Here is a 26,093-nt window from a genome sequence, read left to right on the forward strand (position 1 = left end):
GGACGCTCGGCAGCGGCGTTATTTCGTGCCGAACATCCGGTCGCCTGCATCCCCCAGACCGGGCATGATGTAGCCCTTTTCGTTCAGCTGACGATCCAGCGAGGCCGTGACGATCGGCACATCCGGATGCGCCTCCTTCATCCGTGCGACGCCTTCGGGTGCGGCCAGCAGGCACAGGAAACGGATATCGGTCGCGCCTGCCTCTTTCAGCAGGTCGATGGCCGCAACCGAGGAATTGCCGGTGGCCAACATCGGATCCACCGCGATCACCATCCGGTCGGAAATCTGCTGCGGCACCTTGAAGTAATACTGAACCGGCTGCATCGTCTCTTCGTCGCGGTACATGCCGACAAAGCCGACCCGCGCCGAGGGCACCAGTTCCAGCACCCCGTCCAGCATCCCGTTGCCCGCCCGCAGGATCGACACCAGCGCCAGCTTCTTGCCCGCAAGGATCGGGGCCTCCATGTCCTCCATCGGGGTCTCGATCGAGGTGGTGGTCATCGGCAGTTCGCGGGTGACCTCATAGGCCAGCAGCTGGGTGATTTCGCGCAGCAACTGGCGGAACTCCGACGTGGAGGTGGCCTTGTTGCGCATGATTGTCAGCTTGTGCTGCACCAGCGGGTGGTCAACGACTGTCAGGTGGTCACTCATCGGGCGCGCTCCTCTTTGGCTTTTGTGTCTCATAGTCGGCAGGCCGGGAGGCAGGCAAGGTGTTTTCCCGCTCATGCCCCCGCGCCCGTCCTGTCCACCGTCCCGGATTGGCCCCTGATCGGCCCCGGAGCGGCCCTGTCTCACCCCCGACCAGCTACAGAAACGACCGCCCCGGCCCCTGTGCCGCCACCCCGAGATGCGCCGCAACCGAGGCCGCCACATCGGCAAAGGCAACCAGCCCGAGGCCCCCGGCCCCGGCGCCCGCAACCAGCACCGGCACCCGTTCGCGCGTGTGATCCGTACCCGGCCAGCTCGGGTCATTGCCGTGATCGGCGGTCAGGATCAGGAGGTCGCCCTGCCGCAGCCCGTCGATGACCCGGCCGATCTGCCCGTCGAACCACTCCAGCGCCCGGGCATAGCCCGAGATGTCACGCCGGTGGCCATAGAGGCTGTCGAACTCGACGAAATTGGCAAATGTCAGGCTGCCGTCCTCGGCGGTCTCCACCGCATCGAGGAGATGCTCCATCAAGGTGGCATCCTCGCCTTTTTGCAGCGTGTCGATCCCCTGCATGGAGAATATGTCGCCGATCTTGCCGATGCCATGCACCCGTCCCCCTGCCGCCTGCACCCAATCGGTCAGGATCGGGGCCGGCGGGCGGATCGCAAAATCGCGCCGGTTGGCGGTGCGGGTGAAGCCGGTCTCGGGCGTTCCCACAAAGGGGCGCGCGATGACACGCCCCACCTTCATCGCATGCAGGCGCGGGGCGACGGCTTCGCAAAGCGCCAGCAGCCGGTCGAGGCCAAAGCTCTCCTCATGGGCGGCGATCTGGAACACGCTGTCCGCAGATGTATAGCAAATCGGCCGGCCGCTCTGCATATGGGCGGCGCCAAGATCGGCAATGATGGTGGTGCCCGACGCGTGGCAATTGCCCAAGATACCGTCCGTGCCGGCAGCCGCCGCCACATGGGCCACCAGATCCGGATCGAATGCGGCGCCGGTTTCCGGAAAATAGGTCCAGTCCCAGGGCACCGGCACCCCGGCCAGTTCCCAATGCCCCGATGGCGTATCCTTGCCCGCGCTGATCTCGGTGGCGGCGCCCCACAGACCCTCGGGCCGCGCCACCGCCGATGCGCCGCCCCGGTCCTTTGCGTCGCTCACCCCCGGTGCCGGCTGATGTGACGCCAGCTGCACCGCCGCCCCCAGCCCCAATCGCACCAGCGTCGGGACGCGCAAGGGACCGGAGCGGCCCTCCTCTGCCCGCCCCTCGGCACAGGCCTGGGCAATATGGGCCACCGTATTGGCGCCCAGATCCGGCAGGTCCTTGTTGAAATACGCCGCCGCATCCGGCGCTCCGCCGATCCCGACAGAATCCATCACCACCAGAAAGGCGCGCGCCATCATCCGATCCTTTCATGCACCAGTGGCAGCACCGACGGGGCTGCAGACGCCACGCTCACCGCCGCCCGCAAGGCCGACGCCGCCTCTTGCGCGGCCTCCGGGCGGGCGGCATGGACCCGCGCGATCACATCGCCCCGCCCCACTTTGGTCCCAAGCGGCACCACATCGGACAGACCAACCGCCGGGTCGATTCCGTCGCTTTCCACCATGCGGCCACCGCCAAGCTGTACCACACACAGCCCGAGCGCCTCGCCGTCGATGGCGGCAACATATCCGGCTGCCTCGCTGGTCACTTCTAGAATGACCGGTGCCTCCGGCAGGAACCGCTCCCACTTGTCGGCAAATCCCAACGGGCCGCCCTGGGCCGCGACCATCCGTGCAAACCGCTCCGCAGCGCGGCCGTCCTTCAGGATCGCGGCAATCCGTGCCTCGCCCGCCTCCGCCGTTTCCGAAAGGCCCGATTTCTGCAGCACTGTCCCTGCCAGGGCCGCCGTCAAAGCGATGATCGGACTGTCCTGCCCGCTGGTCAGTGCCCGCATCACCTCGGCCACCTCCAGCGCATTGCCGAGGCTTGCAACCAAGGGCTGGTTCATATCGGTGATCAGCGCCTGTGTCGGGCAGCCCGCCGCATTGGCCGTCTCCACCAGCGAGACCGCCAGCGCCCGGGCCGCCTCCGGGGTTTTCATGAACGCGCCGGAACCGATTTTCACATCCAGCACCAGAGCCTCGGGGCTGGCCGCGAGCTTCTTTGACAGGATCGAGGCCGTGATCAGATCGAGGCTCTCGACCGTCGCGGTGACATCGCGCACCGCATAGAGCCGCTTGTCCGCCGGCGCGATCCGGGCCGTGGCCCCGACAATGGCACAGCCCACATCGGCAATGATCTGCTGCAGACGCGCCTGGGGCACCTGGGTGCTCAGGCCGGGGATGGCTTCCAGCTTGTCCAGCGTGCCACCCGTGTGACCCAAGCCCCGCCCCGAAATCATCGGCACGAAGGCGCCGCATTCCGCCAGCGCCGGCGCCAGCAGCAGCGAGACACAATCGCCGACGCCGCCGGTGGAATGCTTGTCGACCACCGGCCCCGGCACATCCCAGTGCAGCACATCGCCACTGTCGCGCATCGCCAATGTCAGGGCGCTCCGTGCCGTGGGCGGCAACCCGTTGAGGCAGACCGCCATGGCAAACGCCCCGGCTTGTGCGTCGCTGACCTCGCCGCTGGCAAGACCCTTGGCGAACCAGATCAGCTCCTCCTCCGTGGGGACCGCCTTCTGGCGGAGCTTGGCGATCACCGCGCGTGCATCCATTGCCGTCAACTCCGTTCCATATAGCCCGCATCAAAGGCACCGGGCAAAAGGTCACCGATGGTGGTGGTCTGCTCAACCCCGTCCGTGGTCGCAAGCGTGACAGAAACATCCGTTGCGCCGAACTCCTTGAGCTTCTGCCGGCAGCCGCCGCAGGGCGGCACCGGCGCGGGGCAATCCGCGATCACATAGGCCTCGGTCAGCTGTGTCTCGCCAGCCGCCACCATCGCGGCAATCGCCCCGGCCTCGGCACAGGTGCCCTCCGGGTAGGCCACATTCTCCACGTTGCAGCCCACATAGACGGTGCCAGACGCAGCCCGGATGGCGGCGCCGACCTTGAACTTCGAATAGGGCGCATGGGCGTTTTCACGCACCGCTGCGGCACGCGCACGCAATGGGTTTTCCGGCGGGGACAGTTTATCAGCAGACATGTTATCAGCAGGCATGGGCACACTCCATTTTCAGATTCTCCATTTTCAGATTTGAGCACCATTTGAGCGCCAGGGGGCGGAGGCGCGCCGTCGGGCTTTGAAACTTGCCATCCGTTCTTGCCGATCCTGACCAATTGGTCAAATGTGATCTGCCCTCTCTGGGGTCGGTCTGGGGCCTGCCGCCTCCGGTTGCCTCCCCTCTGCGCAGCGCAGCCCTGTCTCACTCAAGCCTGTCTCGCTCAAGCCAGATCCGTGTGGAACCGTCCCGGCAGGGTCACCTCCAGCAGTTCCAGATCCTCAGATGCCCCGCAGAGACGCGTCCGCATATGAGGCGGGATCACAAAGGCGTCGCCCTGCTCCAGATCATAGGGTGTGCGCCCCTCTCCTTCCAGCGTCACGGTGCCGGCCATCACAAAGGTGAAATGAATGTCGGTGTCATGGGCGGCCCAGGGACTGCTGCCCCCGCCCGGGACCGGCCGCACCACCTGGACCCCGGCCACGCCCCCGGTGTTCTCGGCTATGGTGGTGTCGCGACATTCAAATCCCGGCAGACGAAACGCCTGCCAGTCCGCCCCGGCCGCCTGATTGAAGACAAACCGCTGGCCGTCCCATTCGCGATCCGGCCGCAGATGCGGCGTGGGCAGCGTCATCTCGTGGTCGATCTCTGTCACATGTTCCGCGGGAACCCCGATTTCGATCACCTGAACATTGTCACTGGCCTCCAGCACCCGGTGGCGGATTTCAGGCGGCTGAATGAAGCAATCCCCCGGCGTCAGGCGCATCTTGTCGCCTTGATCCTCATAGACCACATCGACCCAGCCGTGGATGCAGAAAATGAGCTGAAAGCCGACCTTGTGGAAATGCACCATATCCGGCACCGGACCGCCATCGGGAATGCGGATGTGGCTGGCAATGATCGACCCACCCAGTCGGTCCGGCACCAGATCCCGGTACTGCATGCCGGCCCGGCCAATGATCCAGGGCGCCTGATCCTTGAGCCGCCGGACGACGAAACTGTGCACCGTTGGCGGCATCTCCAGCGGCGGGTTGCGCGGCTCGATCAGGATCCTGGTCCCGTTGGGCGCGGTCAGGGTCCGGGCCCCGTTCGCAAACGCCTCCGGGTCCTCGGTCAGGATGCGGATCAGCCCCGGCGCAGTCTCGGCATCGCGGTCGATCCGAACCCGGATCCCATGGCCGGAAAACACGCCAACCCGGGGATCATCAGCCGGGTATATCATATCAAGTTTCAGACCGAGGACCTTGGTAAAAAAGGGAATATCGTCCCGGAGTTCGGAAGTGGGCAAGAGGATCTCGGCGACCGTATCGGCCATGTGCTTCTCCCAATCAGTTTTGGCTGTGGCGTGATTTGCGTCACCCTGCGCGCTCCGTCGGCCTTGATCAAGGGCGTTTGCCCGTTGCTGCAGAGGGTCGCGCCCGCCCGTGACCCTCTGCAGGCAATTGCAGGCAGCGCTGCGCCGATCCTTCCCCGATCCTTCCCATGCGTCAAGAATGCCGGTTCCCCTCCGTCACAAGTTAGTTTAACACTAAACAATCACCATGAGGAGCGCCCTTTCATGACCGACAAGACCTCGGAATCCCTGCGCGACGCGGCTCTGCGCTATCACGAATTTCCGCGCCCCGGAAAGTTGGAAATCCGCGCCACAAAACCTCTGGCCACCGGCATTGACCTGGCCCGGGCCTATTCGCCCGGCGTCGCCGAAGCCTGCCTCGAGATCAAGGACAACGAAGACAACGCCGCCCGCTATACAGCGCGGGGCAACCTTGTCGCAGTGGTGTCCAACGGCTCTGCCGTGCTGGGTCTCGGCAATATCGGGGCGCTGGCGTCCAAACCGGTGATGGAGGGCAAGGCGGTCCTGTTCAAGAACTTTGCCAATATCGACTGTTTCGATATCGAGCTGAACGAAAGCGACCCGGAAAAACTGGCCGATATCGTCTGCGCGATGGAGCCGACCTTTGGCGCGATCAACCTTGAGGACATCAAGGCACCCGATTGTTTCATCGTGGAAAAACTCTGCCGCGAGCGGATGAATATTCCCGTCTTTCACGACGATCAGCACGGCACCGCCATCGTGGTTGGCGCCGCCGCCACCAATGCGCTGCATGTGGCCGGGAAACGGTTCGAGGACATCAAGATCGTTTCGACCGGGGGCGGCGCGGCCGGGATCGCCTGTCTCAACATGCTGCTGAAACTGGGGGTGCGGCGCGAAAATGTCTGGCTCTGCGATATCCATGGGCTGGTCTATGACGGCCGCAGCGAGGACATGAACCCGCATAAGGCGGCCTTTGCGCAGGCCTCGGACAAGCGCAGCCTGGATGAGGTGATCGATGGTGCAGACCTGTTCCTCGGCCTCTCCGGTCCCAATGTGCTGACACCCGAGATGGTCGCGAAAATGGCCCGCCGCCCGATCATTTTCGCGCTGGCGAACCCGACCCCGGAAATCATGCCCGACGCGGCCCGGGCGGTCGCCCCCGATGCGATCATCGCCACCGGGCGCAGCGATTTCCCCAATCAGGTCAACAACGTCCTGTGTTTCCCCTTCATCTTTCGCGGGGCGCTGGATGTGGGTGCGACCGAGATCAACGACGCAATGGAGATCGCCTGTGTTGACGGTATCGCGGAACTGGCGCGCACCACCACCTCGGCCGAGGCGGCAGCGGCCTACAAGGGCGAACAGCTCACCTTTGGCGCCGACTACCTGATCCCGAAGCCGTTTGATCCGCGTCTGGTGGCGGTGGTGTCCTCGGCCGTGGCGGGGGCGGCGATGTCGAGCGGGGTTGCCAAGCGCCCCATCGACGATCTCGGGGCCTATCGGTCGAAGCTGAACCAGAGCGTGTTCAAATCCGCCCTGCTGATGAAGCCGGTGTTTGAATCCGCCCGCGCCGCCTCGCGCCGCATTGTCTTTGCGGAAGGCGAAGACGAGCGGGTGTTGCGGGCCGCCCAGGAGATCCTGCGCGAAACGACCGAAACACCGATCCTGATCGGTCGGCCGGAAGTGATCGAAAGCCGCGCCGACCGCCTTGGCCTGTCGATCCGGCCGGGCAAGGATGTGGAGATCGTGAACCCGGAAAACGATCCCCGCTACCGTGACTATTGGTCCAGCTACCATCAGATCATGGAACGTCAGGGCGTCACCCCGGATCTGGCCAAGGCCATCCTGCGTACCAATACCACCGCCATCGGCGCCATCATGGTCCATCGCGGCGATGCCGACAGCCTGATCTGCGGCACCTTCGGAGAATACCGCTGGCATCTGAACTATGTGAGCCAGATCCTCGGCGGTGGCAAATATACCCCCCACGGAGCGTTGTCGCTGATGATCCTCGAAGACGGGCCGCTGTTCATTGCCGACACCCAGGTGCGGATTGAACCCACCCCGGAGGAAATCGCACAGACCGTGCTCGGCGCGGCCCGCCATGTGCGCCGCTTTGGCCTCAAGCCGCAGATCGCGCTGTGTTCTCAAAGCCAGTTCGGCAATATCCAATGCGACACCGGCGCCCGGCTGCGGGCGGCCATGAAACTCCTCGATGAGGCGCCCCGCGATTTTGTCTACGAAGGCGAGATGAATATCGATGCGGCGCTGGATGCGGATCTGCGCGAGCGGATTTTCCCGAACTCGCGCCTGGAGGGCGCGGCCAATGTGCTGATCTTTGCCCATGCAGACGCCGCATCAGGGGTCCGCAACATCCTGAAAATGCGCTCGGGCGGTCTTGAGGTCGGTCCGATCCTGATGGGCATGGGCAACCGCGCCCATATCGTATCGCCCTCGATCACGGCGCGCGGATTGCTGAACATGGCGGCCATCGCGGGCACGCCTGTCGGTCTCTACGGCTGAGCAACGGGGCTGGCGCCCCTGACCGGCCCCGGCTCCGGTCAGGGGACGGTCAGCGCCCGCCGCCAGACAGACCCGCGACCCCGACATTCCCAAGAAAGCAGCGGCCACTGAGTCGGTCCGCCGTACCCCAGTTTGCAAGTCGGATTGCAGCCCGGATTGCAGCCCGGACCGCTTTGCAACTTTGCAGAGATTGCGGGTCAACTTAGCGAAACCTGCTTCTGCCAGAGAGTTTGCAAAAATTTGCAATCTGCTCTGGCAAAATTCGCCTCAAAACAACGCCAATGTGACGCAGGGGCGCTCCGCCTGCTTGCCCCGGTGAAATGCTTGCGCCTACCCTCGCCGCCAAGAGGAGACAGAGAGGAGGATCGCGATGACATATTCTGAGGTCTACGCACAGTGGCAGGCAGACCCGGAGGGGTTCTGGATGGACGCTGCGGGCGCCATCAGCTGGGACCGAGCACCGACACGGGCGCTGAGCGATCTCGGCGAGGGCCTGTATGAATGGTTCGCCGACGCCCGCGTCAACACCTGCTACAATGCCGTTGACCGCCACGTCGAGGCCGGCCGTGGCGAGCAGGCCGCGATCATCTACGACAGCCCGGTCACCCACACCAAACGCGAGATTTCCTTTGTCGAGCTGCGCAACCGGGTCGCGACTCTGGCCGGGGCGCTCAGGGCCAAAGGGGTGGAAAAGGGCGATCGGGTGATCATCTACATGCCGATGGTCCCCGAAGCGCTGGAGGCGATGCTGGCCTGTGCGCGGATCGGCGCGGTGCATTCGGTGGTCTTTGGCGGCTTTGCGGCCAGCGAACTCGCCGTGCGGATCGACGACGCCACCCCCAAGGCGATCATCGCCGCGTCCTGCGGGATCGAACCGGGGCGGATCGTGCATTACAAACCGCTGCTGGACGGCGCCATCGAACAGGCCAGCCACAAGCCCGATTTCTGCGTCATCCTGCAGCGCGAACAGGAAGTTGCGGAGCTGATCGAGGGGCGCGATGTCAACTGGCACGGCTTTCAATACGGGGTGGAGCCTGCGGACTGCCTGCCGGTCGAGGGCAATCACCCTGCCTATATCCTCTATACCTCCGGCACCACCGGTCAGCCGAAGGGGGTGATCCGCCACACCGCAGGCCAGCTGGTGGCGCTGAACTGGTCGATGAAAAACATATATAATGTCGACCCCGGCGATGTGTTCTGGGCTGCCTCGGATGTGGGCTGGGTCGTGGGGCATAGCTATATTGCCTACGGGCCGCTGATCCATGGCAACACCACCATCGTGTTTGAGGGAAAACCTGTCGGCACGCCGGATGCCGGCACGTTCTGGCGGGTCATGGCCGAGCACAAGGTCAAAACCTTCTTTACCGCGCCCACGGCCTTTCGCGCGGTCAAGCGGGAGGACCCCGAGGGCGATTTCGTCAAAAAATACGATCTGTCCCACCTCGGCCAGGTCTTTCTCGCCGGTGAACGCGCCGATCCCGACACGATTGTCTGGGCGCAGGAGCAGCTGGGCGTTCCGGTGATCGACCATTGGTGGCAGACGGAAACCGGCTGGTCGATCGCGGCAAATCCGCTGGGGATCGAGGCGCTGCCGGTCAAACTTGGCTCTCCGGCGGTGCCGATGCCGGGCTATGAGGTGCATATCCTCGACGAGGGCGGGCATCCTGTCAGCGCCGGAGAACTGGGCGCGATCGCGATCAAACTGCCGCTGCCTCCGGGCACGCTGCCGACGCTGTGGCAGGCGGGCGATCGGTTCAGGACGAGCTATCTCACTGCTTTTCCAGGCTATTATGAAACCGGCGACGCCGGGATGATGGACGAGGACGGCTATCTCTATATCATGGCGCGCACCGACGATGTGATCAATGTGGCGGGTCACCGCCTGTCCACCGGCGCCATGGAAGAGGTGCTGTCGGGTCACCCGGATGTTGCGGAATGCGCCGTCATCGGGGTCGCGGACAGCCTCAAGGGGCAGATGCCGCTGGGCTTTCTCTGTCTGAACGCAGGCTGCAACCGCCCCCATAGCGAGATTGTCACCGAGGTCGTGAAACGGGTGCGGGAGAAGATCGGGCCCGTCGCCGCGTTCAAGCTCGCCTGCGTTGTGGACCGGCTGCCCAAGACCCGCTCGGGCAAGATCCTGCGCGCCACCATGGTGTCCATTGCGGATGGCAGCAGCTGGAAGATGCCCGCGACCATCGACGATCCGGCCATTCTTGATGAGATCAAGACCGCGCTGCAGGAATTGGGCTACGCCTCCTGATCCCCGCAGTTCTGTGTGGCCCCGGATGGATCATTCACACGCAAAAGCGGCCCCAGACGGGGGCCGCTTTCTGATCCGGACTGTTGTCGGATCCTGTCTGTTTTTCGTATCTGCGTTTCGAGCCTGTGTCGTGAGCTTGCGTACTGCGCCTGTGCTCTGGTCCGGCCTGTGGATCCCGGCGCACAGGGGCTCTCAGCGCACAGTGGCTATCAGGACACTGCGGCTCTCAGGATACTGCGGCGATCAAAGCAGCTCTTTTTGACGTTCGGCGAAATCGTCGATCTGACGTTCGGCCTCATCCTTGGCCATGCCATAGCGTTCCTGCAACAGGCCCACCAGTTTCTGCCGGTTGCCCGCCACCTGATCGACTTCATCCTCGGTCAGCTTGCCCCATTGGTTCAAGGCCGAACCCTTCAGCTGCTTCCATTTGCCTTCGATGATATCCCAGTTCATGATCTCTGCTCCTTTATGTTCAGGTCGGATCACAGTGCGCCATGCAGGGCGCGTGCTGCTTGACCGGACAACGTAGAGATGCGGGATTTGTTCCGCAGGCTGCGAAGATTTCGCGTGCGCGTCCACAGGTTCGCCTGTCACCCCCGAAACTGGCGGCGCGGCGTCCGGGGGCGGACAGGCGCGTGCGACACCTGCCCCCCCCTGTACAGAGAGGTCAGGGACGGACCGGCTTTGGCGTCGCAAAGAAGCGCACCGAAATCGCCGCCCGCGGCGCCGGATCGCCAATGCGGTGGCGGAACCGCACCTGATACTGCCCCTGGGCCATCGGATAGTAGCCGGCACAGGGTTCATCCCGATCCGCGGCCTGCGCCAACTGGGCCTGGATCTGCCGGGCATAGCTCTCGCCCAGTTCCGGCTGCCCGCCGGAGGAATAGGACACCCCCGGTCCCTGCCAGCTGGTCGAGCAGCCCCACCCCATCACGGTCTCATATTCCGAATGCGCCTGAAAGACCCAAGGGATGCCGCCCGGGTTTGGCATCGCAAACCATGATGTGTTGTAGATGATCCCCTCCTCCGAATACATCAGCGACACGCTGGAGCAACTGTCCGTCGCCGGATCGTAGTCGGCGCATTCATAGGGTGTGTCGATCATGTCCTCCATCACCTGATAGACCGAGACATAGTCCTGCGCCTGCAGGGGAGAGGCGAGCACGCCAGCACTGCCCAGCAATAGGGCACAAACTGCTATCGGTTTCATTTTGTTATCTTTCTCTCAAAAACAGGGGTCTTCAAACGGAGGTCGACCTTGCCACCACTCTGCACTCCGGCAATGAAGAAACAGCTAAGGCCAAACCCCCTTCTCACAGCCGGACGGGCGCATTAGGCTCCCCGTTCAAGGAGACCCCATATGGCACATCAAGACCTCTGGCGCCTCAGCGCGCGTGAATTGTCACATCTCACCACCCACGGCGAGGTCACCCCGACCGAAGCCGTGACCTCCACGCTTGCCCGGATGGACGCGGTCAACCCTGCGCTGAATGCGGTGGTCGAGGATCTGCGTGACGAAGCCCTGGCCCGCGCTGAAGCTCTTGATACCCAGGCGGCGCTTCTGCGCGGCCCGCTTTACGGGGTGCCGGTCACCATCAAGATCAACGTTGATCAGACCGGACACGCCACCTCGAACGGGGTGACCGCACTCAGGGATCTGATCGCCCCGGATGACGCTCCGGTGGTGCAGAACCTTGAACGTGCGGGGGCAGTGGTGATCGGGCGCACCAACACGCCCGAATTCTCCTTTCGCGCCGATACCGACAATCCGCTCTTTGGCCGGACCCATAATCCCTGGGGCCCGCATATTTCGCCGGGCGGCTCTTCCGGCGGCGGCGGCGCGGCGGTCATGGCAGGCATCGGCGCCCTCGCCCATGGCAATGACATCGGCGGCTCCCTGCGCTTTCCCGCCGCCGCCAATGGTGCGGTCACCGTGAAGCCCGGCCTCGGCCGCGTCCCCGCCTGGAACCCCAGCCAAAAAGCCGAACGGGGCCTGTTGGCACAATTGATGAGCGTTCAGGGCCTGATAACGCGCCGCGCTGCGGATCTGCACCTCGCCATGCCCGCGCTCATTGCCGCCGACATCCGCGATCCGTTCCATGCCCCGGTGCCCTGGAACGGCCCCACCCCCGGCGCTCCGATCCGGGTGGCCTTCACCCGGAACACCTTTGGCTACGACTTGCACCCCGAGGTCGAAGCCGCGCTCCTCGCCGCCCGCGATGCCCTCACCGACGCAGGCTATATCGTCGAAGAGGCCGAGCCCCCGAATGCCTTCGAGGCCGGGCGCACCGGCTACCGGGCCTTGATGGGCGAAGTCCAGTCCCTGCTGAAACCAGATATCGACGCCCATGGATCAGATACCATCCGCGCGCTCTTTGACACCTACTTTCAGGAGTTTCCACCATTCACCGGCGATGCGCTCCTGGAAGTCTATGCAAAACGCAGCCACTATGCGCGGCAATGGGCCATGTTCATGGCCGACTATCCGCTGGTCCTGACCCCCTTCCTGCCACAGCCCTTCTTTGCCCCGGACCGCGACCTCGAAGGCGCCGAAGGGGCCCATGATGTGCTCGGTTGTGCGGTTTATTCCTACGCCATGAACTACATGGGACTGCCCGCCGCCTGTGTGCCCTCCCGTTTGGCGGCGCTGCCGAAGGGCCCACAGCCCATCAACGTCCAGATCGTGGCACAACGCTGGCGCGAGGACATGGCGGTTGATGCAGCCATCGCCATCGAGGACCGCATTGGGCCGATGGCGCCGCATCTCTGGGAGCAGATGACCGCCCCGTCCTGACCGCCTTCCGTCCCGAGCCCGCCTCCCTCGGTTTCATCTTTTTGAAAATACCTCCGCCGGAGGCATCGCCCCGGGCCAGAGGTCCGGGGCTGGTCCTGTCGCGCGTCAGCGCGCCCGCATGGGTGATCCGACTAGTTGAACTGTTCAGAGATCAGCCGCTCTTCCAGCCCATGGCCGGGATCAAACAGGATCTTGTGACTGATGCGCCGCTCACTCTGGATCTCAACCCAATCGATATCCTTGAACGAAACCGAGTCCGCCTCCGCCATCACCGGCCGTTTGGCAGCGTCGATCACGTCGAACCGAACCGTCGCGCCACTGGGCAGCAAGGCCCCGCGCCAGCGCCGGGGGCGAAAGGCCGCGATCGCAGTCAGTGCAAGCACATCCGCCCCGATCGGCAGGATCGGACCATGCGCCGAGTAATTATAGGCGGTGGAGCCTGCAGGTGTCGCCACCAGCGCCCCGTCACAGACCAGCTCTGCCATCCGCTGGCGCCCATCGACAGAGATCTTCAGCTTGGCCGCCTGCGGCCCCTGCCGCAGCAGCGACACCTCATTGATGGCCATCGCTTCATGCAGCCCGCCCCGGCGATCCCGCGCCCGCATCCGCAGCGGGTGAATTGTCTCCTCCACCGCCGCCGCCAGCCGCTCCAGCAGCCCCTCTTCGCTATAGCTGTTCATCAGGAACCCGACGGTGCCGCGGTTCATGCCGTAGATCGGGACATTCAGATCAATGGTGTCGCGCAGGGTGTGCAACATGAACCCATCCCCCCCAAGCGCGACAATGACATCCGCCGCTGCCGCATCGACAGTGCCGTAATGCGCAACAAGTCCCTCCCGCGCGGTCTGCGCCAGAGGGGCCTCGCTGGCCAAAAATGCGATTCTCATGCGGCGCGATCCTGTTTCCGGAAGGGTCCAATCGGTTCCGAAACAAGCACAGGTTTTCCCCAATGACCAGACTTGCCGTTCCCCCGGCAGATTTCGTCGCTTTACAGTCTTTCAGATCGGCAGAGTTTCCGATAGGAAATCCCGCAAAGATCATCCCCAACCAGACGGAGCCAGCATGACTGTGACCACCCGTGACCCCGGTTTCTTCACTCAGAGCCTCTCGGAGCGTGACCCCGAACTCTTTGCTGCCATGCAGGCGGAACTCGGGCGCCAGCGCGATGAAATCGAACTCATCGCCTCCGAGAATATCGTCTCTGTTGCGGTGATGGAGGCCCAGGGCTCTGTCCTCACCAACAAATATGCCGAAGGCTATCCGGGCCGTCGCTACTATGGCGGCTGCCAATATGTGGACGTGGCCGAAAACCTCGCCATCGACCGCGCCAAGCAACTCTTTGGCTGTGAGTTCGCCAATGTGCAGCCCAATTCCGGCTCGCAGGCCAACCAGGGCGTGTTTCAGGCGCTGCTGAAGCCCGGTGATACCATCCTCGGCATGAACCTCGCCTCCGGCGGGCACCTGACCCATGGCGCCGCCCCGAACCAGTCCGGCAAATGGTTCAACGCCGTACAATATGGCGTGCGTCAGCAGGATTGCCTGATCGACTATGACGAGGTCGAGGCTCTGGCGATCGAGCATCAGCCGAAAATGATCATCGCCGGTGGCTCTGCCATTCCGCGCATCATCGATTTTGCCCGTTTCCGGGCCATCGCCGACAAGGTTGGCGCCTATCTGCACGTGGACATGGCCCATTTCGCCGGTCTGGTCGCCGCGGGCGAGCACCCCTCGCCCTTCCCGCATGCCCATGTGGCCACCACCACCACGCACAAGACCCTGCGCGGCCCCCGTGGCGGCATGATCCTGACCAATGATGCGGACATTGCCAAGAAAGTGAACTCGGCAATTTTCCCCGGCATTCAGGGCGGCCCCCTGATGCATGTGATCGCGGGCAAGGCAGCAGCCTTTGGCGAGGCGCTGAAGCCCGAGTTCAAGACCTACCAGAAACAGGTGCGCGCCAATGCGGTGGCGCTGGCGGACGAGCTGATCAAGGGCGGTCTGGACATCGTGACCGGCGGCACCGACACCCATGTGATGCTGGTGGACCTGCGCCCCAAAGGCGTGACCGGCAATATCGTCGACAAGGCCCTGGGCCGGGCGCATATCACCACCAACAAGAACGGCATTCCCTTTGATCCGGAAAAGCCCACCGTGACCTCCGGCATCCGCCTTGGCACGCCCGCAGGCACCACCCGCGGCTTTGGCGAGGAAGAGTTCCGCGAGATCGCCCGCCTGATTGTCGAAGTGGTGGACGGGCTTGCGCGCAATGGAGAAGAGGGCAACGCCGAGGTCGAAGCGGCCGTGCGCGAGAAGGTCTCGGCACTCTGCGCCCGCTTCCCGCTCTATCCAGACCTCTGAGTGATCTGCCGGCGCCCTTGGGTCTCAGGGCGCCGAACACGAAAGAGAGACGAAACGCCGCCGCGCCCTCCACGCGTGGCGGTGTTTTGCATGCGGGCCCCTCCCGGACCCATCAGGCAAATCCGCGCCAGCGCAGCACGACCAACAACAGTGCGATGACCACCAGCAGCGCAAATCCGGTCGTCGCCGCAATGTCCAGCACCCGCCCCTTGCGCCGGTCGGCCAGATCCAGCTCGCTCAGATAGGCACGCAGACGCCGGGCCTTGCGCAACAGCCGCGCCTGATCCAGCGTCACCGCCAGCCGCGGGTTGCAAGACGCCTCTTCTGCCGAGGCCAGATCCTCGGCGACCCGGCGCAACCTGTAGGGCAGATGCCGCCGGGCCCGCCGCAGACTGTCCGACAGGCTGCCGCTCAGCTTCAGCCGCTGTTCCAGCAACAGGCTGATTTCGCTCAATTCGCCTTGTAGCGTCTCGGTCATTGGCTCGGGTCTCCGCAGATGGTGGCGGCAATGACCCTACGCGCCGCCGCCCAAAAGCTCAATGTCGGCCCGGCCACAGAACCGGGCGGATCGGGGCAGATCAGGGCAGATCGGATCGGGACAGATCACCCCGCCATATGGGGGCTGACAGTCGCTTGAGTTGCGGCTATCACGGCGACATGCTGAACACGATCTCCCATGGCTCCCCGACCGACCGCCCTCCTCTTTTGATCGCGCACGGGCTCTATGGCTCGGGCCGCAATTGGGGGGTGATCGCGAAACGTCTGTCCGATGAGCGCCTAGTCATCGCCGTCGACATGCGCAATCATGGCGACAGCCCCTGGCAGGACAGCCACAGCTACACCGATCTGGCCGAAGATCTCGCCGAGGTCATTGCGGCACACGGCGGACAGATGGATGTGGTGGGCCATTCCATGGGCGGCAAGGCCTCCATGATGCTCGCCCTGAACCACCCGCAACTGGTGCACCGGCTGGTGGTGGCCGATATCGCCCCCGTCAGCTACAGCCATACCCAGGCCCATTTCATCACCGCCATGCGCAGTGTCGATCTCGACGCGGTGACACGTCGCTCGGACGCGCAGGAGCAACTGGCCGAGGCCGGTGTCGATGCCCAGCTTCAGAGCTTTTTCACCCAGTCGCTCGATGTCGAAAACCGCCGCTGGCGGCTCAATCTCGACGCGCTGGAACGCGAGATGCCCCATATCCTCGGCTTCCCCGAGGTCAGCATCTCCTGGGCCGGTGCCGCCCTGTTCCTGACCGGTGGCACCTCTGACTATGTGCAGCCCGCCCATCGCGACCGGATCAAACAGCTGTTCCCCAAAGCGCGCTTTGCCAAGATCCCCGATGCCGGGCATTGGCTGCACGCCGAGACCCCCCGCGCCTTCGAGGCAACGGTGCGCGCCTTTCTGAACGCCTGACAGCCCTGCGAACAGGCGGGGCGGTTGCGGAGGGCTGCACCAAGGGCACAGCCTGACAGCCCCCCTCAGTACGTCAGCAGCAGGCGGTCCCGCACCGCCTCGGTCTCCATACGCTGACCGCCCATCTGGAACCGTTTCAGCATCGACTGGCCGGTATTGACCAGCGTTTCGCGCTCAAACAGCCCCGAGGGGATTTCGATGTTGCAGTAGACATCGCCCGATTTCTTGGTCCCGTCGATGGAGAGGGCCACCCGCACGCCGCGCGCCTTGCAGGCGGCGATGGTGGCAAACAGCTCCTCCAGACGGAAGGCCTGCGCCCCGTAGAGGATGGTCTGGGAATGCGCATAGGGCGGGTCGCAATAGATCACATCCCCTGCCCGCGCCTGCGCCATAGCCATCCGGTAGTCGAGACAGGCAAACCGGGCGCCGGCCATGCGGTCGCGCCAGACCCCGACCCGCGTGGCAAATTTCTCCGGGCTGATGAGCGGGTGGCTGCCGCAGGGCGTCGACATATAGCTGTCCTTGCGCCGAAACCGCACCACCCCGCCATAGCAGGCGCGACACAGAAACAGGAAATCCGCCCCGTTGGGCGCCGCATTGTAGCGCGCCTTGATCGCCTCATAGACCTGTATCCGGTCGCCGCTCTCAAAGGCCGCATAACGGTCGCCATACCACGAGATCAACGTCTCCGGTGTTGCGCTGAGCGCCTGCCAGATCTCGACCAGCGGTGCGAAACTGTCGGATCCGAGCGCCCGGTGAGGCCGCAGGTTCGCCATCACGCCACCGGCGCCCAGAAACGGTTCGAAATAGGTGCCGTAGTCCTGCGGCAGGAAGGACACGATCTCATGGGCAAAGCGCTGCTTGTTGCCGACCCACTTCAGAAGCTGGCTCTTGAAGGGCGCAGGCGGCAGCCCGGTGGCCCCGGAGGATGGCAGCGCCCCGTCCGCCTCCGTCAGCGCTGTCTTCATGCCTGGGGGTCCCCTCTGTGATACTCTGGCATTCTGGAATTCCGGGCTTTATGACCCAGAAACCGCCATGGCGCCATGCGAAACAGCCCTGCGCCGCAGGCCGCATTTCACCTTTTGATCCGGCCCGCGCGCGACTATAGTGATCGCCGGACCGTGGAACTGGAAAAGGCTGTACTGGCTGTGACTTCGATCAAAGTCCCTTTTAACCGCCCCTCGTTTGTCGGGCAGGAACTGCGGTGGGTCACTGACGCCATAGAACGCGGTCAGCTGTCCGGCGACGGCCATTTCACCCAGCTCTGCAACCAGCAGATCAAGGAGACCACCGGCGCCCGCGCCGCGCTGCTGACCCATTCCTGCACAGCAGCGCTCGAGATGGCGGCGATCCTGTGCAATCTGGAGCCGGGCGATGAAGTCATCATGCCCTCCTTCACATTCGTCTCCACCGCCAACGCCGTGGTGTTGCGGGGCGCGGTGCCGGTGTTTGTCGACATCGATCCGCTGACCCTGAATATTGACCCCGCCCGCGTCAGCGCGGCCGTCACCGGCAAAACCCGCGCCATCATTGCCGTCCACTACGCAGGCTTCCCCGCCGATATGGATGCCCTCGCCGAGATCGCCCTGGCGCATGATCTTGTCCTGATCGAGGACGCCGCACAGGCCTATGGCTCCACCTACAAGGGCCGCCCTGCGGGCTCGCTCGGCGATATGGCCGCCTTCAGCTTTCACGAGACCAAGAATATCATCAGCGGCGAAGGCGGCGCCCTGACCCTGACCCGGCCAGACCTGGTGGACCGCGCCGAGATCATTCGAGAAAAAGGCACCAACCGGTCCCGTTTCTTTCGCGGTCAGGTGGACAAATATACCTGGGTCGACATTGGGTCATCCTTCCTGCCGGGCGAACTGATCGCAGCCTTCCTGCATGGGCAACTGGAGATGGAGCCAGAGATCCGGCGGCGGCGTTGTGGTCAGTTTGACCGCTATATGGCGGCCTTTGCCGATCTGGCGGCAGAGGGGGCCGTGGCGCTGCCGGTGATCCCGGCGCAGACCACAGGAAACGGGCATATGTTCTATCTGCGGCTGCCCGATCAGCAGCGGCGGGATGCCCTGATTTCCTACCTGAAGGAGCGCGGCATCATCGCGCCGTTTCACTACGTGCCCTTGCATTCAGCCCCGGCCGGGCTGAAATACGGCCGCGCCGCCGGTGATCTGCCGGTCACCGACAACACCTCTGACTGCCTGTTGCGGCTGCCGATGTTCTACTCTCTCGGCGACCAGATCGAAGAGGTGATATCAGCCGTGACCGCCTTCTTTCGCAGCGGTGGCCGCTGACATGGCCTATCTCACGCCGGCGCAGCTGGAGGCCATGGGATTTGCAGGCCTGGGCCGCAACGTCCGCATCAGCGACAAGGCATCGATCTACGAGCCGGAAAAAATGTCGCTCGGCGATCACACCCGGATCGATGATTTCTGTGTGGTGTCCGGGCATGTGACCACCGGGCGCAATGTGCATATTGCGCCGCTGTGCCTCGTTGCAGGCGGCGCGCCGGGCATTCGGTTTGGCGATTTTTCGGGCCTTGCCTATGGGGTCAAAGTCTTTGCGCAATCCGATGATTATTCGGGCGCCTCCCTGACCAACCCGACCGTACCGGCGGCCTACAAGACCGAGACAATGGCGCCTGTCACCCTCGGACGGCATGTGATTGTCGGCGCCAATTCCGTGGTATCGCCGGGGGTTGACCTCGGCGAGGGCACGGCAGTGGGCGCGGGTGCCGTCGTACTCTCCTCCAGTGCGCCCTGGACCATTCTCGCCGGGGTGCCCGCGAAGGCGATCAAGGCGCGCTCGACAGAGCTTTTGCACCTGGAGCAGGACTTCCTGCGGAGTGAAGCGCCGTGAGGCCTGACCCTGCCCGCGCCAACTACGTCATCTATGCGCCGGGCTTTGATCCCGACAGCGGCGGCGCGATCTTTCTGCACCAGCTGGCTCATGCGCTGACCGCGCTGGGCGAGGACGCCGCCCTGTGGCCCTGGGGCGTGCCCGCAAAGCGGTCCTTCGGCGGGTGGCTGAAACAGGTGCTGCGCAAACCGCGCGTCCTGTGGCAGGGAAATGCCGCCTTGTTGCGCAGGAACCCGACCTTGACGACCCGGGTCGCCCGACCCCGCGATCTGCGCGACACGACGGTCGTGGTCTATCCCGAAGTCACTCTGGGCAACCCGCTGGAGGCCCATCGCATCGCCCGCTGGCTGCTCTACAAACCCGGGCAAAAAGACCCCTATGCCTTCACCGAAGGAGAGATGTTCTTTCGCGCAGGCGAAATGTCGGATCTGCCCGAGATCACCGGCGGCGCGCAGGATCTCTACCTCTGGCAACGCCATCCCGCCTATCGCAACGAGAACCGGCCCGACCGCAAGGGGGCCTGCTATATCCTCCGCAAGGGCCATGAAAAGGCGCGCATCCCGCAGACCGAGGATGCCATCTGTATCGACGGGATGTCACATGAGGAGACCGCGGAGGTCTTCAACGCCTGCGACACGTTCTACAGCTATGACGAAGCGACGTTTTATTCGCAATATGCCGCCATCTGCGGTTGCACCAGTGTCATCATCCCCGGCGCTTTCCGCACCCGCCAGGACTGGGTTGCCTCGCATCCGATCGGGCGGGTCGGTGTCGCCTATGGGCTCGACGATCTGGACCACGCCCGCGCCACGCAAGACCAGGTAGCCGAAGTACTGGCCGCTCAGGAACGGGCCGGGCTGGACACTGTTCGCAATTTCATCTCTCGGACCCGTGCCCCCTCCCCCTAGCAGGCTCCGGCAAGAGAAATGCCCTCTCAGACCGGCAGAATCGATTTTCCCGGATCGCCACCCGCCCTCTTTTGCTTGGCGCGCTTATTGCAGTCGTATGTCAGCGCCGCCCTCCCGATCCCCCCGACGCCCCTGATGCCCCCTGACGGCGCGTCAGCCGAGGACCTCGACCGCTCCCCTGGCCGCGCTGCTGGCCAGGGAGGACATGGCACTGAATGATCTGGCTTGCGGCTCAGCGTGTCGACAAACTGGGCGGGCGACCTTCAGCCGCAAAGACCTACAGCCGCGAAGGTGTGAGCGGCAGTTGGCAACGAATGTTGTGGAGTTGCTGCAGAGCCTATCGAAAACGACAAAGGCCGCTCTGATGAGCGGCCTTTATGCCATTGATCCCTTTGAGAGATTCTGGCTCCGGCGGTAGGGATCGAACCTACGACCAATTGATTAACAGTCAACTGCTCTACCGCTGAGCTACGCCGGAGTGTGGGGGCTCGTATAGCTTCGTGAACCGGGGGCGTCCAGCGAAAATTGCGTCTTCAGAACAAAGAATTTCACTGAGACCCGAGCCGATTTCGCCCAGCCGCTTAACACCCGCTCAACCGCCTTTATGCCCGGCTCACCCCGTTTCAGGACCGCCCACCAATAGGGAATTTCCAAAGCGCTTCTGCCGTGTTCCACTTAACGAAATAGAAATTGTCTTGAGCGAAGCTGGGTCATGCGAATTGGAGGGACACCGTGTTGTCAAAGTCTTGGTTTCGGAACATGCCAGTTAAACAAAAAATCCTGCTTCCGGGGATGGCTGGTCTGTTAATTATGATTGGCGTGATTACGACGTTCTGGGCGCAACGGTTGTCCTCGGCGCTCTATACCGGTTTTGAGCAGCAGGTCGAACTAACCGAAACCTATATTGCCGCGCCGCTGGCGACCGCAGCATGGAACTACAACGAAGAACTGGCAGAGAGCACGCTGCAGTCACTTGCAGAACGCGAAAGCTTTGTATTCGCGCGCGTCGTCAGCAGCGGAGATCTTCTGGCTGAGGCCTCCAAGGGCGACGCGATGCAAGAAGACTGGATCGCCAAAGCGGATGAATTGCTGGCTTCCGACACGCCGCGCCTTGAGACCGACGGGATCACCTACTTCCAAACCCCGCTGCTGTTTGAAGGCGAGCTCGCTGGAACCATGGTTTGGGCGCTCGATACGTCGGTTATCACAGGCCAGATCATGCAGGCCAATATCGTGGCTGCGGGGCTCGGATTCGCCATTTTTGCAGTTTTCTCGGTTATCTTTTACATGATTGCCAGTGCGGTATCCCGACCGATCAATTCGATTGTAACTCACATCGACGCACTTCAGCAGGGCAACATATCACTTGAAATCCCGGAAGCCGCGCGACGGGACGAAATCGGCGCTCTCGGCAAGGCTCTCGTCGACTTTCGTGACACCACCGCTGAACAGCAACGCATGGAAGAAGAAAAGCGAAAGCGCGATGAAATGCAGTCGCATGTCGTCTCTGCCCTGAGCGAGGCCCTTGGCAATCTGTCAACCGGCGACCTGACAGCGCAGATTACAGAGTGCTTTCCGGATGATTATGAAAAGCTGCGCACAGATTTCAACGCATTGGTCAATCGGTTGTTTGATACAGTTTCTGCTGTCGTTGAGGCCGCGGACAGCATCCAGAACGGTTCAGCTGAGATCAGCGCCGCTTCGGACGACCTTGCCCGACGCACGGAAAGCCAGGCCGCCACATTGGAAGAAACTGCGGCTGCCCTAGACGAACTCACCGCATCTGTTCGTCAGGCGGCAGAAGGCGCCAGCAGCGTCTCTGACACAATGGAAGAAGCTAAATCCGAAGCGGTGAACAGCGGCACAATCGTCAACAGCGCAGTGTCAGCAATGACTGAAATTGAACAATCGTCCTCCCATATTGGCCAGATCATCGGCGTGATCGATGACATTGCCTTCCAAACCAACCTTCTGGCCCTGAACGCGGGCGTGGAAGCCGCGCGAGCGGGTGAGGCCGGGCGCGGTTTCGCGGTCGTGGCCTCCGAGGTGCGGGCCCTTGCGCAGCGGTCCTCTGACGCAGCCATGGAAATCAAGACTTTGATCGGAAATTCCTCCATACAGGTCGACCGCGGCGTCGATCTGGTCGGCAAAGCCGGCGAAGCGCTTCATTCCATCGTAGAACGCGTGACCCAGATTTCCGGATTGATTTCCAACATCGCCCAGGGGGCCAGCGAACAATCTGCCGGCTTGGGTGACATCAACAGCGGCATGGTCGAATTGGACCAGGTAACCCAACAAAACGCGGCCATGGTCGAAGAATCCACAGCCGCCAGCCACATGCTGAAAGCGAACGCGACAAACCTCGCTTCCATGGTGTCTCATTTCAAGCTCGGAGACGGCGTCCGAAGCATCCAGGAGGTGGCCTCACCCGAGATCATGGAAGACGCGCCAGTCACGCCCTCTGCACATGGTGATGAATGGGACGAATATACCCCCGAGCCGACGCAAGCAGCAGTCGGCGCTCAAGGCGGGACGGGCAAGATTTGGGATGATTTCTAAGGCCTGACCTACTGGGATGAACTACCTTCCCACCAACCCGCTGCTATTGCGGCGGGCATAGGTGGGCGATGATCACAACGCAGAGGCACTTGCCGAAGCCGCGACGCGCCCGGCGAAGTCACTCGTCGCAATCGAATCGGAGGAACAGCTTGACCTCCAGGCCTTTCACCCGGCGCAGCAGCCTCTGGTGTCGGTCAGGAGGCGGCTGGCCAATCAAGGGTCGCCGCTTCCTGATGGAACGCGGCATGCGGGTTGGAACAGGGCGCCACGTCGTTCAAGAGGAACAGGCCAGATTGGCTGCGAAGGGCAATGACGATCTCTCGCACTCAATGCCGACACTTCTGTCTGTCATGACGCCACAGCTGGACGTGATCAATGACCGAATCGCAGCGATTGATGTCGAGATCACGGTTCTGGCCAAGGCGGACCCCGAGATGCAGTGGTTGATGGACAACAACCTGAGCTGACTGTCTGAAAGAGCTGGATCAGTCGCACCTCGTGGCCCAGCTTGCCGATCTCACGGCCGCATAAAACGGGCGCCGCTGTGAGCTTCCATCGCGACAACGCACGTTGGCAGATGGCAGATGGCTAAAAACTCCAAGACCTGGCCCTCGTCGCCGATTCTTGCGCAGGACTGCGCACCCTGCTCTTGGACGACAGTCTTCGCCAGATCTAGCCCGACCGTGACAATCTCCGAAACAACCGTCCTCCTTTGTGGATCATCCCAGCCCCCCATTGGCACATTGATGCCGTCAGGGAGCTGTCACATCATCAAGGCCCCCTGATGAGCCAATATAGGAGAGTACACCAATGGGGCGACGCCAAAGCGCGGCCTCAATGGCTGACGAAACTCCCCAGCAGTGTGTCCGCAGTTGCCCAAGCCTCGTATAGCCCGTCCAACATAGGAACTTCATCTGTAGAGACCTGCTCGATTGCAAGCATCGAATCCCGCAGCTCCGCCAGTCCCAATACCGCCGCAGATCCAGCCAAACGATGGGCTTCCTGGCGATGGTCGGTCGTCAACTGCGGGCTTCTCGCCAGTGTATCGCCCAGTTTGTGCATATCGCTGCGGAACACGGACAGGAAATGCTGAGCCTTCTCGCGGCCAACAGCGGCGATGAATTGTTCGATATCGGACTCCGTCTCGGAAGGCCGGTCATCGCGTTTTGGGCGCGTCACGGGTGGAGCGCTGCAGCTGCGGCGATCCACCAGGTCCCCGAGATCGGCACGGCTGATTGGTTTGGTCAAGACTTCTGCGAAACCAGCAGCGAGAATACGCGCGTGATCCTCGGCCGCAGCATGGGCCGTCAGGGCGACAATATCGACCCCCTCGGCCAGCCTCTCGGCGCGCGCGCGACTCAAGACTTCCAGCCCGTCGATCTCTGGCATACTGATATCTGTCAGGATCAAATCAAACGCCTGCGCCCTTAACGCGGCAATCCCTTCGCCGCCCCCCGCCGCACACACCACCTCATGTCCGAGTTTCCCAAGCATTTTCTCAAGCAACAGACGGTTTACGTCATTGTCTTCTATGACCAAAATCCTTTTGGCGCGCTGAGCATCAACCTTCTTGGGGGATTTGTCCTGCGGAATCAACTTTGACGGCGGCAATGGAATGGTAAAGCTGAACGTACTCCCCTCCCCCAGCTCGCTGTCGCAAGAGATCTGCCCGTCCATCAACTTGACCAACCGTTGCGAAATCGCAAGCCCGAGACCTGTGCCCTCGCTTCCACGGGTGTAGCTCGGATCGATCATCATAAAATCATCAAAGATATGGTCGAGATGTTCAGCCGCAATCCCTTTGCCAGTGTCAGCAACACTGAATTCTACCCGGTCGTCTTCTTTGCGGATGACATCGACCGAAACCGCGCCCTCTTTGGTGAACTTCAGGGCGTTGCCGATCAGATTGAGTAGGATCTGCTGGATGCTTCGGGCCCGGCCAATAACACCGGCCTCAGGACCAAGACTGCAGAACACGCTGAGGTCATTGCTATTTTTCTGTGCATTGGCCTGCTGGCTGTCGACCAGACTGTGCACAAGCCCCTCCAGATCGAAGCTGCGTGCGGTCTCAAATTCGGCCCCCGCTTCGAGCCGCGACAATTCCAGGACATCGTTCACATGATGCAGCAGCAATTCACCAGAAACACGCATGGCCTGAAGAAACTTCTGCTGTTCCAGAGAGGGCTCCATGTCATCCAGGATATCGAGAGACCCCAAAATCCCGGTAAGCGGCGTGCGCATTTCGTGGCTCATTACGGTAAGCAAACGGTCTCTGGCCTTGACCCCCGCCAATGCATCATCGCGCGCCTGGCGCAATTCCTCCTCCGCACGCAGCCGCCTTGATATATCCCGCACATAGCTGACCAGCACCTGATTGCCGGCGGAGCGGCTGACGGTGAGCGAGACCTCAACCGGCAGACAGGCACCGGATTTCCGCGTTGCGGTCAGTTGAATGCGCCCGTCCCTTTCCCCCATTCCCTCCGGGAGTTGCCCGGCGGCAATCTTGGCCGGGTCGGCAGAGACGAGGCGCTCAAAGGGCATGCCCATTGCTTCATCCGCAGAATAGTCGAATATCTGCTCGGCCGCGCCGTTCATCGCGGTAATCCGTCCGCTCTCGTCCGCCATCAAAATCGCGTCGAGCGAGGAGGTCACCATAGCCTCCGCCCGGGCAGCATCTTGTGCCTGCAAATAGGCCAGACGTTGCCCCCGACGATAGAGCCAGAGGATCAGCAAGGCCGTCATGGTCAGAGCAAGCAGCAGCGTCACCACGACGATCGACAACCGCAAAAACAGCGTGTGCAGGATGACCCGTTCCACCCCGGCTGTTTCGGCCTGCAAAACAACACCGATCAATGCGAGTTTGCGCACATCGTCGCCGTCTTGCGCGACCAGCTGGCGCAAGAGGTCAAGACCCCCCAGCAGCACGTCGTCTGACGAATCGATCAGACCTGCCTGCTGTGTCAAACCTTGCTTGATCCGTTCGAGTGTCGCCCCGCCTTCTGTATTATCGCGTATTTTAGCGTAAAGCGCGCTTTCACGATAGGTTGCGACCCGACTGTAATAAATATCGAACTGACGTCGGAGTTCGGGCAGATCCGCCGCCGTCGAGGCGCCGAAAACGGAGCGTTGATATTTCAGATAATCGACCTCCGCCTGTGACAGATTCCACTGCAGGTTATCTGTTGCGGCGGAGGCCAGCGCCTCGATCCGGCGCTGTACGTCTTTTCCCAATCGAACGGACTGAACCGCCAATAGTATCAAAACTACGGCGGCGGCAGCGATCAACCAACGTTGCACAAG

The 26,093-nt window shown here is 62.7% G+C and carries 21 protein-coding genes, 1 tRNA gene and 1 pseudogene; 10 read left to right on the plus strand and 13 right to left on the minus strand.

Going from position 1 to position 26,093, the window contains the following annotated elements; translation table 11 throughout:
- Positions 1-18: 18 nt before the first annotated feature.
- From upp to FGE21_RS08375, 5 genes are all read right to left on the minus strand, one after another.
- Complete coding sequence (gene upp, locus FGE21_RS08355; protein ID WP_139662846.1) at positions 19-651, minus strand: uracil phosphoribosyltransferase; 633 nt, start codon at positions 649-651, stop codon at positions 19-21.
- 154 nt (positions 652-805) lie between these two features.
- On the minus strand, positions 806-2,050 hold the full coding sequence (locus FGE21_RS08360; protein WP_139662962.1) for a phosphopentomutase: 1,245 nt from the start codon (positions 2,048-2,050) through the stop codon (positions 806-808).
- On the minus strand, positions 2,050-3,354 hold the full coding sequence (locus FGE21_RS08365) for a thymidine phosphorylase (RefSeq protein ID WP_139662847.1): 1,305 nt from the start codon (positions 3,352-3,354) through the stop codon (positions 2,050-2,052). Before FGE21_RS08365 ends, FGE21_RS08360 begins: the two co-directional genes overlap by 1 nt.
- A 5-nt stretch (positions 3,355-3,359) precedes the next feature.
- The gene (locus tag FGE21_RS08370; protein ID WP_370285573.1) at positions 3,360-3,797 is read right to left on the minus strand and encodes a cytidine deaminase; all 438 of its coding nucleotides are present in this window, start codon (positions 3,795-3,797) and stop codon (positions 3,360-3,362) included.
- 224 nt (positions 3,798-4,021) lie between these two features.
- Complete coding sequence (locus FGE21_RS08375) at positions 4,022-5,113, minus strand: cupin domain-containing protein (RefSeq protein ID WP_139662848.1); 1,092 nt, start codon at positions 5,111-5,113, stop codon at positions 4,022-4,024.
- 243 nt (positions 5,114-5,356) lie between these two features.
- On the opposite strand from FGE21_RS08375, the gene FGE21_RS08380 reads away from it, so the two are divergent.
- Positions 5,357-7,636 carry an NADP-dependent malic enzyme gene (locus tag FGE21_RS08380; RefSeq protein ID WP_139662849.1) on the plus strand — a complete coding sequence of 760 codons (2,280 nt, stop codon included), beginning with the start codon at positions 5,357-5,359 and terminating at the stop codon, positions 7,634-7,636.
- Positions 7,637-8,006: 370 nt separating this feature from the next.
- Positions 8,007-9,896, plus strand: coding sequence for a propionate-CoA ligase PrpE (prpE, locus tag FGE21_RS08385; RefSeq protein ID WP_139662850.1), 1,890 nt, complete (start codon positions 8,007-8,009; stop codon positions 9,894-9,896).
- Between the two features lie 243 nt (positions 9,897-10,139).
- On the opposite strand, the gene FGE21_RS08390 is transcribed toward prpE, so the two are convergent.
- Together FGE21_RS08390 and FGE21_RS08395 are read right to left on the minus strand one after the other, a co-directional pair.
- Complete coding sequence (locus tag FGE21_RS08390) at positions 10,140-10,349, minus strand: CsbD family protein (RefSeq protein WP_139662851.1); 210 nt, start codon at positions 10,347-10,349, stop codon at positions 10,140-10,142.
- Between the two features lie 214 nt (positions 10,350-10,563).
- Positions 10,564-11,106, minus strand: coding sequence for a hypothetical protein (locus FGE21_RS08395; RefSeq protein ID WP_139662852.1), 543 nt, complete (start codon positions 11,104-11,106; stop codon positions 10,564-10,566).
- 150 nt (positions 11,107-11,256) lie between these two features.
- On the opposite strand from FGE21_RS08395, the gene FGE21_RS08400 reads away from it, so the two are divergent.
- Positions 11,257-12,690: an amidase family protein gene (locus tag FGE21_RS08400; RefSeq protein ID WP_139662853.1), complete on the plus strand. Its 1,434-nt coding sequence runs from the start codon at positions 11,257-11,259 to the stop codon at positions 12,688-12,690.
- Between the two features lie 131 nt (positions 12,691-12,821).
- Here the strand turns inward: FGE21_RS08400 and FGE21_RS08405 are convergent, their stop codons facing one another.
- The gene (locus FGE21_RS08405) at positions 12,822-13,577 is read right to left on the minus strand and encodes an NAD kinase (RefSeq protein ID WP_139662854.1); all 756 of its coding nucleotides are present in this window, start codon (positions 13,575-13,577) and stop codon (positions 12,822-12,824) included.
- A 175-nt stretch (positions 13,578-13,752) separates the two neighbouring features.
- Here FGE21_RS08405 and glyA point away from each other — a divergent pair, with 175 nt between their 5' ends.
- Positions 13,753-15,048 carry a serine hydroxymethyltransferase gene (gene glyA, locus FGE21_RS08410; protein WP_139662855.1) on the plus strand — a complete coding sequence of 432 codons (1,296 nt, stop codon included), beginning with the start codon at positions 13,753-13,755 and terminating at the stop codon, positions 15,046-15,048.
- Positions 15,049-15,160: 112 nt separating this feature from the next.
- Here the strand turns inward: glyA and FGE21_RS08415 are convergent, their stop codons facing one another.
- Positions 15,161-15,526, minus strand: coding sequence for a hypothetical protein (locus tag FGE21_RS08415; protein ID WP_139662856.1), 366 nt, complete (start codon positions 15,524-15,526; stop codon positions 15,161-15,163).
- A 179-nt stretch (positions 15,527-15,705) separates the two neighbouring features.
- Between FGE21_RS08415 and FGE21_RS08420 the strand changes: the two genes are divergently transcribed.
- The gene (locus FGE21_RS08420) at positions 15,706-16,464 is read left to right on the plus strand and encodes an alpha/beta fold hydrolase (RefSeq protein WP_176695389.1); all 759 of its coding nucleotides are present in this window, start codon (positions 15,706-15,708) and stop codon (positions 16,462-16,464) included.
- A gap of 65 nt (positions 16,465-16,529) precedes the next feature.
- Here FGE21_RS08420 and FGE21_RS08425 read toward each other — a convergent pair whose 3' ends face one another.
- Entirely contained in the window at positions 16,530-17,432 is a 903-nt protein-coding gene (locus FGE21_RS08425) for a Dam family site-specific DNA-(adenine-N6)-methyltransferase (protein WP_139662858.1), read from the minus strand.
- A 75-nt stretch (positions 17,433-17,507) separates the two neighbouring features.
- Here FGE21_RS08425 and rffA point away from each other — a divergent pair, with 75 nt between their 5' ends.
- Genes rffA through FGE21_RS08440 form a run of 3 tightly spaced genes read left to right on the plus strand, consistent with a single transcriptional unit; the run spans position 17,508 to position 20,234 of the window.
- Positions 17,508-18,761, plus strand: coding sequence for a dTDP-4-amino-4,6-dideoxygalactose transaminase (rffA, locus tag FGE21_RS08430; RefSeq protein WP_176695390.1), 1,254 nt, complete (start codon positions 17,508-17,510; stop codon positions 18,759-18,761).
- A gap of 1 nt (position 18,762) precedes the next feature.
- On the plus strand, positions 18,763-19,326 hold the full coding sequence (locus FGE21_RS08435; RefSeq protein WP_139662859.1) for a DapH/DapD/GlmU-related protein: 564 nt from the start codon (positions 18,763-18,765) through the stop codon (positions 19,324-19,326).
- On the plus strand, positions 19,323-20,234 hold the full coding sequence (locus FGE21_RS08440) for a hypothetical protein (protein ID WP_139662860.1): 912 nt from the start codon (positions 19,323-19,325) through the stop codon (positions 20,232-20,234). The genes FGE21_RS08435 and FGE21_RS08440 overlap by 4 nt, the downstream gene beginning before the upstream one ends.
- 403 nt (positions 20,235-20,637) lie before the next feature.
- Here the strand turns inward: FGE21_RS08440 and FGE21_RS08445 are convergent.
- Positions 20,638-20,712, minus strand: a tRNA-Asn gene (locus FGE21_RS08445).
- A gap of 332 nt (positions 20,713-21,044) precedes the next feature.
- On the opposite strand from FGE21_RS08445, the gene FGE21_RS08450 reads away from it, so the two are divergent.
- Both FGE21_RS08450 and FGE21_RS08455 read left to right on the plus strand, forming a co-directional pair.
- Complete coding sequence (locus FGE21_RS08450) at positions 21,045-22,793, plus strand: methyl-accepting chemotaxis protein (RefSeq protein WP_370285576.1); 1,749 nt, start codon at positions 21,045-21,047, stop codon at positions 22,791-22,793.
- Between the two features lie 245 nt (positions 22,794-23,038).
- Positions 23,039-23,260, plus strand: coding sequence for a hypothetical protein (locus tag FGE21_RS08455; RefSeq protein ID WP_139662862.1), 222 nt, complete (start codon positions 23,039-23,041; stop codon positions 23,258-23,260).
- A gap of 16 nt (positions 23,261-23,276) precedes the next feature.
- Here the strand turns inward: FGE21_RS08455 and FGE21_RS20355 are convergent.
- Positions 23,277-23,529: pseudogene (locus FGE21_RS20355) on the minus strand (hypothetical protein); the annotation flags it as partial.
- Positions 23,530-23,627: 98 nt separating this feature from the next.
- Positions 23,628-26,090, minus strand: coding sequence for an ATP-binding protein (locus tag FGE21_RS08460; RefSeq protein ID WP_255731448.1), 2,463 nt, complete (start codon positions 26,088-26,090; stop codon positions 23,628-23,630).
- Positions 26,091-26,093 lie beyond the last annotated feature (3 nt).

The organism is Phaeobacter sp. B1627 (assembly GCF_006265095.1).
Lineage (GTDB): Bacteria > Pseudomonadota > Alphaproteobacteria > Rhodobacterales > Rhodobacteraceae > Epibacterium.

Coding starts and splice junctions, on each gene's coding strand:
- FGE21_RS08400 (WP_139662853.1), top strand. CDS start 11,257: ATGGCACATCAAGACCTCTGGCGCCTCAGCGCGCGTGAATTGTCACAT.
- FGE21_RS08360 (WP_139662962.1), bottom strand. CDS start 2,050: ATGGCGCGCGCCTTTCTGGTGGTGATGGATTCTGTCGGGATCGGCGGA.
- FGE21_RS08415 (WP_139662856.1), bottom strand. CDS start 15,526: ATGACCGAGACGCTACAAGGCGAATTGAGCGAAATCAGCCTGTTGCTG.
- FGE21_RS08380 (WP_139662849.1), top strand. CDS start 5,357: ATGACCGACAAGACCTCGGAATCCCTGCGCGACGCGGCTCTGCGCTAT.
- FGE21_RS08375 (WP_139662848.1), bottom strand. CDS start 5,113: ATGGCCGATACGGTCGCCGAGATCCTCTTGCCCACTTCCGAACTCCGG.
- glyA (WP_139662855.1), top strand. CDS start 13,753: ATGACTGTGACCACCCGTGACCCCGGTTTCTTCACTCAGAGCCTCTCG.
- FGE21_RS08425 (WP_139662858.1), bottom strand. CDS start 17,432: ATGAAGACAGCGCTGACGGAGGCGGACGGGGCGCTGCCATCCTCCGGG.
- prpE (WP_139662850.1), top strand. CDS start 8,007: ATGACATATTCTGAGGTCTACGCACAGTGGCAGGCAGACCCGGAGGGG.
- FGE21_RS08365 (WP_139662847.1), bottom strand. CDS start 3,354: ATGGATGCACGCGCGGTGATCGCCAAGCTCCGCCAGAAGGCGGTCCCC.
- rffA (WP_176695390.1), top strand. CDS start 17,508: ATGCGAAACAGCCCTGCGCCGCAGGCCGCATTTCACCTTTTGATCCGG.
- FGE21_RS08420 (WP_176695389.1), top strand. CDS start 15,706: ATGCTGAACACGATCTCCCATGGCTCCCCGACCGACCGCCCTCCTCTT.
- FGE21_RS08405 (WP_139662854.1), bottom strand. CDS start 13,577: ATGAGAATCGCATTTTTGGCCAGCGAGGCCCCTCTGGCGCAGACCGCG.
- FGE21_RS08450 (WP_370285576.1), top strand. CDS start 21,045: ATGATTGGCGTGATTACGACGTTCTGGGCGCAACGGTTGTCCTCGGCG.
- FGE21_RS08455 (WP_139662862.1), top strand. CDS start 23,039: ATGCGGGTTGGAACAGGGCGCCACGTCGTTCAAGAGGAACAGGCCAGA.
- FGE21_RS08390 (WP_139662851.1), bottom strand. CDS start 10,349: ATGAACTGGGATATCATCGAAGGCAAATGGAAGCAGCTGAAGGGTTCG.
- FGE21_RS08435 (WP_139662859.1), top strand. CDS start 18,763: ATGGCCTATCTCACGCCGGCGCAGCTGGAGGCCATGGGATTTGCAGGC.
- upp (WP_139662846.1), bottom strand. CDS start 651: ATGAGTGACCACCTGACAGTCGTTGACCACCCGCTGGTGCAGCACAAG.
- FGE21_RS08370 (WP_370285573.1), bottom strand. CDS start 3,797: ATGCCTGCTGATAACATGTCTGCTGATAAACTGTCCCCGCCGGAAAAC.
- FGE21_RS08395 (WP_139662852.1), bottom strand. CDS start 11,106: ATGAAACCGATAGCAGTTTGTGCCCTATTGCTGGGCAGTGCTGGCGTG.